A 14,922-nucleotide genomic window follows, 5' to 3' on the forward strand; every position below is an offset into this window, starting at 1 on the left:
CTGACCTACTTTTGCAGATTAACACAAATACAAAAAGGCCGTCTGAAAACAGTTTTGCTTGGTCAAACTGTTTTCAGACGGCCTTGGCTGTTTACCGTTTTACACTTAAGAACGGCGGCCGATCATACGGTACAAAACGTCGTGGCCTTGAATGCGGTGGACGACAACCATGACAATGTGGCCGGCGACAAGCGCGAAGAGCAGCCAGCCGAGTTTGCCGTGCGCCATATTGCCGAGGTTGGACATCCATTCGATTTTTTCAGGCGAACCCTGCATCACTTCGACACCGAATACTTTCAACGGGCCGCGGCCGCCGCCGTATTGGCGGATCATGCCGATAACGGGAACGGCGAGCATGAGGACGTAAAGGGCAAGGTGGCCTGCTTTGGCGGCAAAGCTGTCGGCGGCAGGACGTTTGGACGCATTGAGCAAAGCCCAAACAATGCGCACGGCAATTACCAGCAGCGTGATGAAACCGATGGATTTATGCACGCCGAAGAGCGATTTGACCCATTCTTCGCCATCGTAGATGGTCCAAACGGTAATGGTGGAGAGGATGCCGATGAAACCGAGTACGGTCAGCCAGTGCAACGCGCGCGCGACGGCATCGTAGGTTTGTGGGCGTGTAGCGGTCATAATGTTTCCTTGTTTTTGATTTGTTTGGTTTTTTGAATCGGCGGCATTGTAACAAAAATGCCCAAACAATTATGTTGCCTTTTTGAAGAGATTTCGTAAATGTTTGGAAAATTTGAAGAAACGGCGGTTTTATCCGTCAGGCTGCCCGGGCCGTCTGAAAACAAGGGCAGGAATACCACCTTCTATACCGAACTCGGGCTAAAATAGGCGTTTTTATTCTCGGGTACGCATCGATGCAGGTTTGGATTCGGCGGTTTGCGCTGTTGCTTCTGCCTTTAGGTTTCTTAGCGATTATGGTGGCCGCGCCTTTGCTGTCGTTGGCGTTTTACGACGGCGAAGGCGCTTGGGCGGAAGTGGTGGCTGATGACTATATGCGCCTGCGCTTGGGCTGGACGGTGGCGCAGGCAATTTTGACCTGCGTCTTGGTCACGGCTTTGGGCGTGCCTGCGGCGTGGGTGTTGGCTCGGATGGACTTTGCCGGACGGCGCACGGTTTTACGCCTGCTGATGCTGCCTTTTGTGATGCCGACTTTGGTGGCAGGCATGGGCGTGCTAGCCTTGTTTGGCGCACACGGTATGCTGGCGGCAGGTTGGCAGGACACGCCGTGGCTGCTGATTTACGGCAACGTGTTTTTCAACCTGCCGGTTTTGGTGCGCTCGGCGTATCAGGGATTTGTGCGTGTGCCGCAGGCGCGGTTGCTGTCGGCGCAATCTTTGGGCGCGGACGCGTGGAGGCGGTTTGTCTGGGTCGAGTGGCCGGTGGTTCGTGCGTGGGTTGCCGGCGGCGCGTGCCTGGTGTTTTTATATTGTTTTTCAGGCTTCGGGCTGGCCTTGCTGCTCGGCGGCGAACGTTTTGCGACGGTGGAAGTGGAAATCTACCGGCTGGTGGCGTATGAGTTGGACATGGCGCGTGCGTCGGTGTTGGTGTGGCTGGTGCTGGCGGTCACGGCGGCGGCAGGCGGTTTGTATGCGTATTGGAGCAGGCGCGTGGCTGTGGATAAGTCGGTCTCGCCTTTGCCTCCACGTGCGCCGATATGGGCTTGGGAAAAATGGCTGACAGCAACGGTATTGACCATGTTGGCAGTGTGCTGCCTGCTGCCTTTGGCGGCGGTGTGGCTCAAGGCGGTATCGGCAGGCTCTTCGTGGTCGGTTTTGTTTGAAGCGCAGACTTGGGCGGCTGTGTGGAACACCATCCGTTTCTCTGCGGCAGCGGTGGCGGCGGCGACGGTTTTGGGCGTGCTGTATGCGGCGGCGGCACGGCAAATGGCGTGGTTGCGCGCGCTGATGTTTTTGCCGTTTATGGTGTCGCCCGTGTGCATCGCGTTTGGCGTATTGTTGCTCTATCCGCAGTGGACGGCTTCGCTGTGGCTACTGACCGCGACTTACGCGCTGTTGGCGTATCCATTTGTGGCCAAAGACGTACTGGCCGCGTGGGACGGTTTGCCCAAAGATTACGCAGCGGCGGCGCGCACCATGGGCGCAAACGGTTTTCAGACGGCCTGTTATGTCACCGCGCCTTTATTAAAACCGGCTTTGCGGCGCGGCCTGACTTTGGCTTCGGCAACGTGTATCGGCGAATTTGCGGCCACATTGTTCCTGTCTCGCCCCGAATGGCAGACGCTGACCACTTTGATTTACGATTATCTCGGACGCGCCGGTGCGGACAATTACGGACGGGCGATGGTGTTGACGGCGGTATTGACCGCTTTGGCTTTGACGGCATTTTTGCTGGTGGACGAAGCGGAAGGGCAAAAGGCCGTCTGAACGTGGTCGGCTCAAACTCCCTTCACATTCACTACACTATTGCCGCGCCTTGTATCGAAAATTGATTGAATCCGCTATATAATTTGTTTTTAACCGCACTCAACACGACCTATCATGACCGACTTAGAAACCAAACGCCTTGAAACCCAGGCCATGCTGGACAATGCCGACTTGCTGTTTGACCAAAAACAATGCCGCGCGGCCTTGCAAAAAGTTGCCGACGACATCACCCGCGACTTGGGCGACAAATACCCCCTGCTCTTGCCTGTGATGGGTGGTGCGGTGGTGTTTACAGGGCAGCTGCTGCCGCTGTTGCGCTTCCCTTTGGACTTTGACTACGTCCACGTTTCCCGCTACGGCGACAAGCTCGCAGGCGGCGCGTTCAACTGGAAACGCATGCCCGACCCCGAGCAAATCAAAGGCCGTCATGTAGTCGTTTTAGACGACATTCTGGACGAAGGCCACACCATGGCCGCCATTCAGGAAAAACTGTTGGAAATGGGCGCGGCAAGCTGCCGTGCGGCCGTATTTGCCAACAAACTGATCGACAAAGAAAAACCGACCAAAGCCGATTATGTCGGTTTGAACGTGCCCAACCGCTACGTCTTCGGCTACGGCATGGATGCCGCCGGCTGTTGGCGCAACCTCGGCGAAATCTACGCCTTAAACAATAAATAAAACAAAGGCCGTCTGAAAAATCTTCAGACGGCCTCAACCCCCATGCTAGGAACACATCATGATAGGTTTGTTAATCATTACACATGAAACCATAGGTGAAGCCTATCGCGGTTTGGCCGACCATTTCTTCCCCAACGGCTTCCCCGAAAATCTCCACATCCTCGGCGTACAGCCCGACGAGGATCAAAACGACATCATCAACAACGCCATCGCCGCGTTGCAGGAATTTCCCGACAACCGCGGCGTGCTGATCATGACCGACATCTTCGGCGCAACCCCGTGCAACGCCGCACGCCGGCTGGTGCGCGAAAACAAATCCGCCATTCTGACCGGCCTCAACGCCCCGATGATGATTAAAGCCATCCAATACTCATCACAAGCCGAAAATCTCTCCGACTTCACCGAAACCGTCAAAGAAGCCGCCATCCGGGGCATTTTCGCCATTACATCCGCACCTGAAGACCTGGTGTGCAAAGAACACGGCTAAGGCCGTCTGAAAACATTCACTTTACGAACATTTAGGGGACATCCATGCTCAAACAAGAAATCGAAATCATCAACAAACTCGGCCTGCACGCGCGCGCCTCCAGCAAATTCACCCAAACCGCCTCCCAATTCCAAAGCGAAGTCTGGGTCACCAAAAACGGCAACCGCGTCAACGGCAAAAGCATCATGGGCCTGATGATGCTGGCCGCCGCCAAAGGCAGCGTGATTGAGCTGGAAACAGAAGGCGCAGACGAAGCCGCCGCCATGCAGGCGTTGACCGACCTCATCAACGACTACTTCGGCGAGGGCGAATAATGAGCATCGTCCTACACGGTGTAGCCGCGGGCAAAGGCATTGCCATCGGCCACGCCCACCTCATCACGCGCGGCACAACGGAAGTCCCCCAATACGACATTGATCCTGACAAACTCGATGCCGAAGTTGCCCGTTTCGACAACGCCATCAAAGCCACGCGCAAAGAATTGGAACAGCTGCGCGGCGCAATTCCCGAAAACGCCCCGACCGAATTGGGCGCATTCATCTCGCTGCACCTGATGCTGCTGACCGACGTTACCCTCTCGCGCGAACCCATCGACATTTTGCGCGAGCAAAAAATCAACGCCGAATGGGCATTGAAACAGCAAAGCGACAAGCTCGCCGCCCAGTTCGACAGCATCGACGACGACTACCTGCGCGAACGCAAACAGGACATGCTCCAAGTCGTCCGCCGCATCCACAACAACCTTGTCGGCCAGAGCAACGAAATCAACCTCGCCGGCAACCTGTTTGACGACACCGTCCTCATCGCGCACGACCTCTCGCCTGCCGATACCGTATTGTTCAAAGAGCAGCACATTACCGCCTTCGTAACCGATGCCGGCGGTCCGACCAGCCACACCGCCATCTTAGGCCGCAGCCTCGACATCCCGTCCGTCATCGGCCTGCACAACGCCCGCAAACTCATCACCGAAAACGAAATCGTCATTGTCGACGGCATCAACGGCATCCTCATCATCGATCCCGACGAAGTCGTCCTCAACGAATACCGTCGCCTCGCTCGCGAATACCGCAGCCACAAACGCGAACTCAACAAAATCAAAAAAACCGCCGCCACCACGGCCGACGGCATCAACATTGAGTTGCTCGCCAACATCGAATCCGCCGAAGACATCAAAGCCCTGCACAACTTCGGCGCAGACGGCGTCGGCCTGTTCCGCAGCGAATTCCTCTACCTCAACCGCGACAACATGCCGACCGAAGACGAACAATACGAAGTCTATGCCGGCATCGTCAAAAAACTCAAAGGCAAAAACATCACCATCCGTACTGTCGATTTGGGCGTCGATAAAAATCCGCGCTGGTTCGGCCAAAACAGCACGCCCAACGGCAGCCTCAACCCCGCACTCGGCCTGACCGGCATCCGCCTGTGCCTCGCCGAGCCGGTCATGTTCCGCACCCAAATGCGCGCCATCCTCCGCGCCGCCGCCCACGGCACCGTGCGTATGATGTGGCCGATGATCACATCCATTTCCGAAGTGCGCCAATGCCTTATCCATCTGGACACGGCCCAACGCCAACTGACCGAACGCGGCGAAACCTTCGGCCCGGTCAGCATCGGCTGCATGATTGAAATCCCGTCCGCCGCCATGACCGTCGGCAGCATCCTTAAGCTCGTCGATTTCATCTCCGTCGGCACCAACGACCTGATTCAATACCTCTTGTCGGTTGACCGCGGCGACGACAGCGTCAGCCACCTCTACCAACCCGGCCACCCTGCCGTCCTCAAAACGCTGCAACACATCATCCGCACCGCAAACCGCATGGAAAAAGGCGTGTCCATCTGCGGAGAAATGGCCGGCGATACCGTCTTCACCCGACTGTTGCTCGGCATGGGCCTGCGCCGCTTCTCCATGAACCCCAACAACCTGCTTTCGGTTAAAAACATCATCCTGCACAGCCACACCGGCCATCTCGAAAACGATGCCGCCAAAATCCTGCGCTGCGAAGATCCGGAAAAAGCCGAAAAACTGATTAAAATCCTCAACCAAAGCGAACAGGCGGAATCACAGGCCGTCTGAACCTCCGGCAAGGGCGTGTTTCGATACACGCCCTTTTATTCGTCCCCATTTTGGGTTTGCGCCCGATTCTCCCTCAAGCCCCCTTCTTCCCTATTTCGCCATTTCAAAAACCGACCTTTTTCACTTTTCCCAAATATTGCTTGCAGGCCGTCTGAAAAAATATATGGCGCAAGTGAAGTAAAAACGTTTATGCCTGCATTAAAGGCCGTCTGAACCCTGATTGCAAGGTTTCAGACGGCCTTGTTTTCAACCGAATACCTTTTATTTTTTTGCAATAAAAAACCCTTTACCGATCTATTCCAGCTACTGCCCACTATGGCTTTAGGTACCCTATATCATTCCTTTTTACTAGGTCTTCAGTACACCCAAGCCCTATATAAACACTATCCCTTCGTTTTAATGATGAAACTTTTTATTTCGAAATATGTCTACTCACTCGTTTACTTGAAAAAAGATTCAATACCTTGTAAATTTATAAAATGATAGTAATTATCATCATATTTTAAAGGAATGATTCATGAGATTTACGCAACTTTCTGCTTTGATTGCCGCCGCCGCTTTATCAGTCGGCTCCGTATCCGCTTTTGCCAAACCCGTTCAGCTGACCGATATCCTCGGCCGTAAGGTAACTGTCGACCTGCCTGCCAAGCGCGTGGTGTTGGGCTTCTATTACCAAGACTACATGGCCATCGGCGGTAAAACTGCGCTGGACAACGTCGTCGGTTTTTCCAAAGCAGTTTGGGCCGACTGGGCGCCGCCAAGCTGGGCGGCATTCAGCAAAGCCGTGCCTAAACTGAATCAGCTGACCGACGTGGGCGAAGTGGAAGTCGGCACATTCTCGATTGAGAAAGTATTGGCGCTGAAACCCGATTTGCTGGTTTTGGCCGAATGGCAATACAAGGCTTTGGGTTCCGATCTCGACCGCATCAACAAAGCCGGCATCCCCATCGTCGTGTTGGACTACAACGCGCAAACGGTGGCCAAACACGTTCAATCGACCAAGCTCATCGGCACGCTGACCGGCCAGCAGCAAAAAGCCGACAAACTGGCGGCGGACTACAAACGCATCGCCGACACCATCCAAGCGCGCGTCCAAAAAGCCAACCTGCCCAAGCCTAAAGTCTATGTCGAGTTCGGCAACAAAGGCCCTGCAGAGCACAGCGTTACCTTCGGCAAAAGCATGTGGGGTTCGATGGCGACGCTGGTCGGCGGCAACAATATCGCCGCTTCTTCGGTCGAATTCTACGGCCCGATCAATCCTGAAAAAGTCCTCGCCGCCAAACCCGACGTGATCGTGATTACCGGCCGCGAAACCGAATTGAAGAAAAACCCTGCCGCCATGGTCATGGGCTGGGGCATTCCGAAAACGGAAGCGGAAAAACGCTTGGCAGGTTTTGCCAAACGCGCCGGCTGGGCAAACCTGCCTGCGATTAAAAACAACCGCCTCTACGCCGCCTACCACGCCAACTCGCGCACGCTGTCCGACAGCGCGTCGATTCAGTTTATGGCCAAAGCGATTTATCCGCAGTTGTTTAAGGATTTCAACCCTGAGAAGACCTATCTGGACTTCTACCGCCAAAACCTGCCCGTCGTACCGAACGGCACGTTCTACCTCTATCCGAAAGGACAATAAGGTAATTTAGATTTTCAGACGGCCTTTTAAATCGGAAGGCCGTCTGAAATTTTTGCGGAAGAAAAAGGCAAACCTGTTCTCCCCTTTCACAACACTCTTTTTTAAAGGTTTGAAACATGAATGATTCGGTTGTCGCCGAGATTGTGAAAAACCAGCGCAAGTTGGAAGGCAAGCGTTGGTTGATTGTGTTGATGTTTTTAGTCATCGCAGCGGTCAGTTTCCTATTCGACATTGCCACCGGCCCTGCGATGACGGACACGCTGCCCGTCGGCGAAGTGGTCAATGTTTTGCTGGGCAAACCCGAAGTCGATGAAATGAACCGCCTGATTGTGATGGATTTGCGCCTGCCGATTGCGGTGATGGCCTTGGTGGTCGGCGCGGCTTTAGGTGTCGGCGGTGCGGAAATTCAAACGCTCCTGAACAACCCGATGGCCAGCCCTTATACGCTGGGCTTGGCGGCGGCAGCGGGTTTGGGCGCGTCGGCGGTGATTGCGTTCGGCGGTTTCGGGCTGCCTGAAACGGTCGCCGTTCCCATCGGCGCGTTTGTGATGACCATGCTGGCTTCGGGCATCTTGTTTCTGTTTGCCTCGGCACGCCGCTTCAATTCGGCGATGCTGGTGTTGGTGGGGATTGCGCTGTTGTTTCTGTTTCAGTCGATTTTGTCGCTGATTCAATTTATCGCCGCGCCTGAGATTTCGCAGCAGATTTTGTTTTGGCTGTTTGGCAGTTTGAACAAAGCAACTTGGGAAACGGTCATCGTTACGGCGGCGGTTACGGCGGTATGCGTGCTGCTGCTTTCACGCGATGTGTGGAAGTTGACTGCGCTGCGCTTGGGCGAGGAACGCGCCGTCGGGCTGGGCATCAATCTGCAACTTTTGCGCCTGAAAACGCTGGTGTTGGTGGCGGTAATGACGGCAACGGCAATCAGTTTTGTCGGCGTCATCGGCTTTATCGGCTTGGTTGCCCCGCATGTGGCGCGGATTCTTTTGGGCGAAGACCAACGTTTCTTCCTGCCCGGCGCAATGCTGACGGGAGCGGCGTTTTTGTCGGTGGCCAGCGTGTTGTCCAAGGTGATTATCCCGGGCGCGCTGTTTCCGGTGGGGATTGTTACGTCGTTTGTCGGCGTGCCATTCTTCTTCTGGATTGTATTAACGAAACGATAGGCCGTCTGAAATGTTGAAACTTGAAAACGTACACATCCGGCGCGGCGATTATGTGGTCGCCGACAATATCGATTTGACGCTGGAACAAGGCAAAGTCTATTCCGTGCTCGGCCCCAACGGCACGGGCAAATCCTCACTGATGAAAACGATTTTCGGCGAAGTCGCGCACAAAGGCACCATCCGCTACGGCGACGAAGTGTTGAGCAAAATCCACCTGCAAAGCTGGCGTAAACGCATAGGCTATATGCCGCAGGACACCGCCGCCGAAGCCTCGCTGACCGCGCTGGAAGTCGTGTTGCTCGGCCGCATGGACGCGCTGCACATGCACGTCGGTGACGAACTGCTGCACGAAGCCGCAAGTATCATGGCTGAGCTGGGTATCGGCCATCTGGCACACCGCGACGTCATGCGGCTTTCCGGCGGACAGCGGCAGCTCGTCATGTTTGCCCAAGTCATGCTGCGCCGCCCTGAAATCCTGATGCTGGACGAACCGGTCAGCGCGCTGGATATGCACCATCAGCTCAATCTTTTGGAGCGCGTGGTGCAATACACGCACGAACACAATCTGGTTACGCTGATGGTCTTGCACGATTTGAGCCTCGCCGCGCAGTTTTCAGACGGCGTGATTCTGCTCGGCGAAGGCAAAGTACAGGCGCAGGGTGCGCCGCAGGACGTGTTACAGGCGGACATGATCGGCAGATTGTACAAAGTGGACATCGAGCTTTTGTACTGCAGCAAAGGCCTGCCCGTTATCCGCCCGATGCGGAAGAGTGCGTAACTTAACCGCTCCTGCAAATGTCGGATGTGAGCATCCGGCCTGCAAACTCCCTGCAACTTATCCCCTCTCCTGCGGGAGAGGGCGGTAAGCCCAAGGTTTGCCTCTTAGACTCATCAGCCCGTCCCATATTTTTTATAGTGGATTAACTTTAAACCAGTACGGCGTTGCCTCGCCTTGCCGTACTATTTGTACTGTCTGCGGCTTCGTCGCCTTGTCCTGATTTAAATTTAATCCACTATATCCTTAGAAAGGACTTTCTCCATGAAAAAAACCCTCTTCCTCCTGATGCTGACCGCGTCCCTTAGCGCATACGCCGCCAACCACGAAGTCAAAATGCTCGACAACGGCAAAGACGGCAGCATGGTGTTCGAGCCCGGCTACGTCAACGCCAAAGTCGGCGACACTGTTACCTTCAAAGCCGCCAACAGCGGCCACTGGGTGCAAAGCAAAGCCCTGCCCGACGGCGTTGCCGACTTCCTTTCCGAAGACGGCAAAGACTTCACGCTCAAACTCGACAAAGAAGGCGTGTACGTCTACACCTGTCCGCCGCACCGCATGATGAACATGAGCGGCGTGATTCAGGTCGGCAAACCGGTGAACAAAGCCAAAGCGCAAGCCGTTGTCGATGAAATGGAAAACCGCGCCATGCAAAGCAAAGGCCGTCTGAAAAAATACATGGCGCAAGTGAAGTAAACGCGTTTATGCCTGTATTAAAGGCCGTCTGAAACCTTTCAGACGGCCTGTTTCCTTTGCGTAAAACACGCATCAAAGCTATATCTTCCGTTTCAGTTTCCGATAAAATAGGCCTATTCCGACACAAGACCCGTAAGCATGATACGCCGCCTTTACGCCACGTTGTGGCACCTCGCCCCCTTCCTGATCCGCCGCCACCTGCGCCGCCGCGCCCTCAAATCCCCAGCCTATCTCGAGCATTGGGACGAGCGTTTCGGGCAGGCGTATCCCAATCCCGTGCAACGCCCGATTTGGATACACGCCGTATCCGTCGGTGAAACGCGTGCGGCCGAACCTTTGGTGCAGGCATTACGCCGCCATTTTCCCGACTCGCCGTTTTTGATTACCCAAATGACGCCGACCGGCCGCGCCACCGCGCAATCCCTGTTCCCCGAGGCGCAATGCCGTTACCTGCCCTACGACAAATCCGAATGGGTCGCCCGATTTTTAGCCGAACACCGCCCCATCTGCGGCATTTTGATGGAAACCGAAATCTGGCCCAACCTGATGCACGGCTGCCAAGAAGCAGGCATTCCCCTCTTTTTGGCCAATGCGCGCCTCTCCGAAAAATCCCAACGCGGCTACCTCAAAATCCGTAAGCTGGTCGAGCCTGCCATGCAGAGCCTCTCCGGCTGCTTTGCCCAAACCGCCGCCGATGCCGAACGCCTGCACCTTATCGGCGCGTCCAACGTCCACGTCTGCGGCAACACCAAATACGACATCGCGCCCCCCGACGACTCGCGCCCGCTTGCCGCTGCCTTTAAAGAACGCATCGGCGCACGAGCCGTCGTCGTCTGCGCCAGCACACGCGTGTACAAAGGCACAGACGAAGCCGAGCTGCTCCTCAAAGCATGGCAGGGCTACCGCGGCAATGCCTTGCTGGTCATCGTACCGCGCCACCCTGAAAACTTTCAGACGGCCTACGATACCGCCAAATCGCTTGGTTATACCGTCCAAAAACGCAGCGACGGACAACCCGTTTCCCCCGATACACAGGTTTGGATAGGCGACAGCATGGGCGAGCTTGCCGCCTACTATCTCAGCGCAGACATTGCCTTCGTCGGCGGCAGCCTCGTCGATGCCGGCTGCCAAAACATCATCGAACCCATCTCCTGCCGCGTCCCCACCCTCTTCGGCTACTCCAACTACAACTTCGCCCAAGCCTGCAAAGGCGCAGTCGAAGCCAAAGCCGCCGTCCGCGTCGAAACTGCCAAAGCCTGGTACAGAACCACGCGCCAATACCTCGACAACGAAACGCTGCGTCAACAGCTAATTAGCCACACCGAGCAATTCATTTCGCAACACCAAGGCGCCAGTGCCAAAATTGCCAAAGCGATTGCAGATTGTTTGAATAGCGTTAAACAATAAAAAACCGCCTGTTCATGACAAACAGGCGGAAACTGAAAAACAGTTTTTTGTTTTCAGCCGTTTAATTGACTAAGAGCAGGAACAGGGTTAAGATAATCCTAACGACTGTCCGCAGTCTCAGCCATGAACGACCCGTGCGAGTGGTATGTTTCATGATTGAAACCATCCTTTCTAGGGCGGTTTCAGCACAAAGCCCCACTGCAATGGGGCTTTTTTGCTACCAGCCCCGCAACAATTATACCCAAACTTCCTAAAATCATTCCAAACAAATTTCCACTAAAAAGGCCGTCTGAAACCCCAATTTTTTGGGTTTCAGACGGCCTTTTCTCAACCTACAAACTTAACGTCCTGCTTTCAACACGCGGCGTGCAAACACGAACATACCGAAAACAAAAAACGCCAAGCCCAGCCATTTGGCGGCCGTATCCCAGTTTTCCAGGTTCAGGGCCAAAGGCGCATCCGAACCGCCGTTGGTTACGGAGAAGGCGATGATAAACGCCATAATCACACCGATCAGGCTCTCGCCGACAATCAAACCGGCGGAGAACAGCGTACCGATACGTTCCGCATTTTTCAGACGGCCTTCACGGTTTTCCTGACGGCGGGCGATGACGGATTTCAACACCGCCGCCAATACCGCGCCGATTACAATCGGCATATTCACAGACGGCGGCAGGTAAATGCCCATGCCCACGGCCAATACCGGCAAAGCGCGCTTGCCGCCGGAAGATTTACGCAATGTGAGATCGACCGCAATCAACGCCACGCCGATGCCCACGCCGGTAAAAATATAATCCCATTGCAGATTGTGCGAGAAAATACCTTGGGCGATGGTGGTCATCAAAGTTGCCTGAGGCGCGGCAAGTGCTTGGGCCGCATCCATGCCTTCGCGCGGCATCGCGCCGGTAAAGCCGTAGGCTTCATACAAAAGCTCCAACACAGGCGAAATCACCAATGCACCGACAACGCAGCCGACAATCAACGCAACCTGCTGTTTCCAAGGCGTCGCTTTTACCAGATAACCCGTTTTCAAATCCTGCAGATTGTCATTGGAGATCGAAGCCACACAAATCACAGACGCGCCGCAAAACAGCGTCAACGCCAGCAGGAATTTGCGGTTTGCCTCATCAGCCATCAAGCCGCCGGATTCACCAACCAACAGCAACACCAGCGAAATAATAACGATAGAGACGATGCCCACACCCGAAATCGGGCTGGAAGACGAACCAACCAAACCAGCCATATAACCGCAAGCCGCCGCCACCAAAAAGCCGATAATCAAAGCCAGCAGCGTACATACAACCACCAACAGCCAAGCCAAACCGCCGGAAATATGCGAGTCGCCGATAAAGTGGAAGAAAGACACGCCCAACACCAGCATCATCGCCAACACCCAGGCAATCATCGCCTTAGGCGACAAATCCTGTTCCGTGCGTTCGGTCATCTGCGCACCGCCGAAATTGCGGAAAGACAGGCGCATACCCTCGACCATCGGTTTCATCAAAGTCAACAGCGTCCAAATAGCCGCAATACCGATCGTACCCGCGCCGATAAAACGAACTTTTTCCTTCCACAAAGACATCGCAAAAGGAATCATCTCCATATCGGCAGGTTGCGGAATATGTGCCGACAGATAAGGCACGGCCACGCCCCAAGCAATCGAGATACCCAGCAAAATCGCGATACCGCCGGTCAGTCCGACCAAATAGCCCGCGCCCAACAAAGCCAGCGAAAAGCCCATCGGCACTTGGAACACCGACGCACCGCCTTTAAACCAAAAGCTCGCACTGTCCGCCACCACGCGCAAACCGCTTGCGCAGAAGCTCATCAAACCGGCCAATGCGCCGCCCGACACCAATTCCTTGATACCGCTGCCGCCTTCCTGCTGGTCCGCATCATGGTCGCCGACCTTCAAAATCTCGGCCGCCGCCACGCCTTCCGGATAAGGCAAATCGCTCTTCACCACCATCGCATAACGCAAAGGCACAGTGAAAATCACGCCCAAAATACCGCCGGACATACACAGCAGCGTAGTCTGCCAAAACGGAAAGCCCGCCCAATAACCGGCCATCAGCAAACCCGGCAGAATAAAAATAATACTGGAGAGCGTCCCCGCGGCCGAAGCCTGAGTCTGCACCATATTATTTTCCAGAATATTGCTGCCTTTAAAAAACTTCAAAACCGCCATCGAAATCACCGCAGCCGGAATCGAAGACGCAAAAGTCAAGCCCACCTTCAAGCCCAAATACACATTGGATGCCGTAAAAATCACCGTAATCAACGCGCCGAGTATCATCCCCCGCAGCGTCAGTTCACGGAAACTCGCATAAGGATCAACCGCCTGTTTCATAAAAAATCTTCCTGTATCAGGTAAACAATCAAATCAAAACTTTTCAGACGGCCTTTTGATACATCCATCAGGCCGTCTGAAAAGCCTCTCTCTTACCATTTTAATGAACTATCCGATTACACGCAAAAGCCCTATTTATTTTCATTTGACGCCAAACAATAAAATCATATCGATACAGACGTTTGGGGCAGTTTGACGGTTTCAGGTAGAATAACGCCAAATTCATCAACCGTTCAGAAAGCCGCCGCCATGTATTCACTCGTCCGCCCTATCCTGTTCCGTTTCGATGCAGAAAAGGCCCATCATTTCACGCTCAACAGTTTGCGTTCTATCGAAAAACTCGGCCTGCTGCCCAAAGTAGACAGCCACACCCGGCCAACCGAGCTGATGGGTTTGCAGCTGCCCAATCCGGTCGGCTTGGCGGCGGGTTTGGACAAAAACGGCGAGTGCATCGATGCGTTTGCCGCTTTGGGTTTCGGCTTTGTCGAAATCGGCACGGTAACGCCCAAGCCGCAGCCGGGCAATCCGCAGCCGCGCCTTTTCCGCGTTCCCGAACACCAAGGCATCATTAACCGCATGGGTTTCAACAACCACGGCATCGACGCAATGATCCGCAACATTGAAAACAGCCGTTTTAAAGGCATTTTGGGCATCAACATCGGCAAAAATGCCGTTACGCCGATTGAAAATGCGGCCGACGATTATCTGATTTGCTTGGAAAAAGCCTACGCCCACGCAAGCTACATCACGGTCAATATTTCCTCCCCCAATACGAAAAACCTGCGCGCCTTGCAGGGCGGCGACGAATTGAGCGCATTGTTGGAGGCCTTGAAAAACAAACAGGCGCAACTGGCAGCCGCGCATGGCAAATATGTGCCTCTGGCGGTCAAAATCGCGCCGGATTTGGACGAAGCGCAAATCGACGACATCGCCCATGTGGTCAAATCTGTGGAAATGGACGGCATCATCGCCACCAACACAACCATCGACAAATCAAGCTTGGACAGCCATCCGCTCGCAGGCGAACAAGGCGGCTTGAGCGGCTTGCCCGTTCGCGAGAAAAGCAATCAGGTGTTGAAACTTTTGGCGGAACGCATTGACGGCAAGCTGCCGATTATCGGCGTCGGCGGCGTCATGAACGGCGCGGACGCGGCAGAAAAAATCCGCTTGGGTGCCAGTGCGGTTCAGGTGTACAGCGGTTTGATTTATCGCGGCCCTGAGTTGATTAAAGAGTGTTTGGCTGCGTTGAAATGATAC

The 14,922-nt window shown here is 54.6% G+C and carries 13 protein-coding genes; 11 read left to right on the forward strand and 2 right to left on the reverse strand.

The window, feature by feature from the left end:
* Positions 1-105: 105 nt before the first annotated feature.
* Positions 106-636, reverse strand: a complete 531-nt coding sequence (locus ACTHTJ_RS04645) for a cytochrome b (RefSeq protein WP_083297191.1) — start codon at positions 634-636, stop codon at positions 106-108.
* Between the two features lie 233 nt (positions 637-869).
* Here ACTHTJ_RS04645 and ACTHTJ_RS04650 point away from each other — a divergent pair, with 233 nt between their 5' ends.
* The 10 genes from ACTHTJ_RS04650 to waaA all read left to right on the forward strand — a co-directional run bounded on the left by ACTHTJ_RS04650 (position 870) and on the right by waaA (position 11,315).
* Positions 870-2,399 (forward strand): ABC transporter permease, encoded by a 1,530-nt coding sequence (locus tag ACTHTJ_RS04650; protein WP_070584371.1) that lies wholly within the window; start codon positions 870-872, stop codon positions 2,397-2,399.
* A 114-nt stretch (positions 2,400-2,513) separates the two neighbouring features.
* Positions 2,514-3,077: a hypoxanthine-guanine phosphoribosyltransferase gene (locus tag ACTHTJ_RS04655; RefSeq protein WP_070584372.1), complete on the forward strand. Its 564-nt coding sequence runs from the start codon at positions 2,514-2,516 to the stop codon at positions 3,075-3,077.
* Between the two features lie 58 nt (positions 3,078-3,135).
* Positions 3,136-3,564 (forward strand): PTS sugar transporter subunit IIA, encoded by a 429-nt coding sequence (locus tag ACTHTJ_RS04660; protein WP_049344952.1) that lies wholly within the window; start codon positions 3,136-3,138, stop codon positions 3,562-3,564.
* 44 nt (positions 3,565-3,608) lie between these two features.
* Positions 3,609-3,878 carry an HPr family phosphocarrier protein gene (locus ACTHTJ_RS04665; RefSeq protein WP_070584375.1) on the forward strand — a complete coding sequence of 90 codons (270 nt, stop codon included), beginning with the start codon at positions 3,609-3,611 and terminating at the stop codon, positions 3,876-3,878.
* Positions 3,878-5,641 carry a phosphoenolpyruvate--protein phosphotransferase gene (gene ptsP, locus ACTHTJ_RS04670; protein ID WP_070584379.1) on the forward strand — a complete coding sequence of 588 codons (1,764 nt, stop codon included), beginning with the start codon at positions 3,878-3,880 and terminating at the stop codon, positions 5,639-5,641. The genes ACTHTJ_RS04665 and ptsP overlap by 1 nt, the downstream gene beginning before the upstream one ends.
* 517 nt (positions 5,642-6,158) lie before the next feature.
* Positions 6,159-7,274: an ABC transporter substrate-binding protein gene (locus tag ACTHTJ_RS04675; protein ID WP_440360795.1), complete on the forward strand. Its 1,116-nt coding sequence runs from the start codon at positions 6,159-6,161 to the stop codon at positions 7,272-7,274.
* A gap of 116 nt (positions 7,275-7,390) precedes the next feature.
* On the forward strand, positions 7,391-8,437 hold the full coding sequence (locus tag ACTHTJ_RS04680; protein ID WP_440360796.1) for a FecCD family ABC transporter permease: 1,047 nt from the start codon (positions 7,391-7,393) through the stop codon (positions 8,435-8,437).
* Positions 8,438-8,447: 10 nt separating this feature from the next.
* Complete coding sequence (locus ACTHTJ_RS04685; RefSeq protein ID WP_114926475.1) at positions 8,448-9,215, forward strand: ABC transporter ATP-binding protein; 768 nt, start codon at positions 8,448-8,450, stop codon at positions 9,213-9,215.
* Between the two features lie 261 nt (positions 9,216-9,476).
* Positions 9,477-9,908 (forward strand): plastocyanin/azurin family copper-binding protein, encoded by a 432-nt coding sequence (locus ACTHTJ_RS04690; protein ID WP_070584383.1) that lies wholly within the window; start codon positions 9,477-9,479, stop codon positions 9,906-9,908.
* Between the two features lie 138 nt (positions 9,909-10,046).
* Complete coding sequence (gene waaA, locus ACTHTJ_RS04695; RefSeq protein ID WP_070584385.1) at positions 10,047-11,315, forward strand: lipid IV(A) 3-deoxy-D-manno-octulosonic acid transferase; 1,269 nt, start codon at positions 10,047-10,049, stop codon at positions 11,313-11,315.
* 340 nt (positions 11,316-11,655) lie between these two features.
* Here waaA and ACTHTJ_RS04700 read toward each other — a convergent pair whose 3' ends face one another.
* Positions 11,656-13,665 carry an OPT family oligopeptide transporter gene (locus tag ACTHTJ_RS04700; RefSeq protein ID WP_070584387.1) on the reverse strand — a complete coding sequence of 670 codons (2,010 nt, stop codon included), beginning with the start codon at positions 13,663-13,665 and terminating at the stop codon, positions 11,656-11,658.
* 249 nt (positions 13,666-13,914) lie between these two features.
* Here ACTHTJ_RS04700 and ACTHTJ_RS04705 point away from each other — a divergent pair, with 249 nt between their 5' ends.
* Positions 13,915-14,919 carry a quinone-dependent dihydroorotate dehydrogenase gene (locus ACTHTJ_RS04705; protein WP_070461070.1) on the forward strand — a complete coding sequence of 335 codons (1,005 nt, stop codon included), beginning with the start codon at positions 13,915-13,917 and terminating at the stop codon, positions 14,917-14,919.
* The last annotated feature ends 3 nt before the right edge of the window (positions 14,920-14,922 follow it).

This window comes from Neisseria sp. P0018.S001 (assembly GCF_051957355.1).
GTDB lineage: Bacteria > Pseudomonadota > Gammaproteobacteria > Burkholderiales > Neisseriaceae > Neisseria > Neisseria subflava_A.

Bases quoted from the DNA above. Each gene is read 5' to 3' on its own strand.
- ACTHTJ_RS04645 (WP_083297191.1), bottom strand. From the start codon at position 636: ATGACCGCTACACGCCCACAAACCTACGATGCCGTCGCGCGCGCGTTG.
- ACTHTJ_RS04650 (WP_070584371.1), top strand. From the start codon at position 870: ATGCAGGTTTGGATTCGGCGGTTTGCGCTGTTGCTTCTGCCTTTAGGT.
- ACTHTJ_RS04655 (WP_070584372.1), top strand. From the start codon at position 2,514: ATGACCGACTTAGAAACCAAACGCCTTGAAACCCAGGCCATGCTGGAC.
- ACTHTJ_RS04660 (WP_049344952.1), top strand. From the start codon at position 3,136: ATGATAGGTTTGTTAATCATTACACATGAAACCATAGGTGAAGCCTAT.
- ACTHTJ_RS04665 (WP_070584375.1), top strand. From the start codon at position 3,609: ATGCTCAAACAAGAAATCGAAATCATCAACAAACTCGGCCTGCACGCG.
- ptsP (WP_070584379.1), top strand. From the start codon at position 3,878: ATGAGCATCGTCCTACACGGTGTAGCCGCGGGCAAAGGCATTGCCATC.
- ACTHTJ_RS04675 (WP_440360795.1), top strand. From the start codon at position 6,159: ATGAGATTTACGCAACTTTCTGCTTTGATTGCCGCCGCCGCTTTATCA.
- ACTHTJ_RS04680 (WP_440360796.1), top strand. From the start codon at position 7,391: ATGAATGATTCGGTTGTCGCCGAGATTGTGAAAAACCAGCGCAAGTTG.
- ACTHTJ_RS04685 (WP_114926475.1), top strand. From the start codon at position 8,448: ATGTTGAAACTTGAAAACGTACACATCCGGCGCGGCGATTATGTGGTC.
- ACTHTJ_RS04690 (WP_070584383.1), top strand. From the start codon at position 9,477: ATGAAAAAAACCCTCTTCCTCCTGATGCTGACCGCGTCCCTTAGCGCA.
- waaA (WP_070584385.1), top strand. From the start codon at position 10,047: ATGATACGCCGCCTTTACGCCACGTTGTGGCACCTCGCCCCCTTCCTG.
- ACTHTJ_RS04700 (WP_070584387.1), bottom strand. From the start codon at position 13,665: ATGAAACAGGCGGTTGATCCTTATGCGAGTTTCCGTGAACTGACGCTG.
- ACTHTJ_RS04705 (WP_070461070.1), top strand. From the start codon at position 13,915: ATGTATTCACTCGTCCGCCCTATCCTGTTCCGTTTCGATGCAGAAAAG.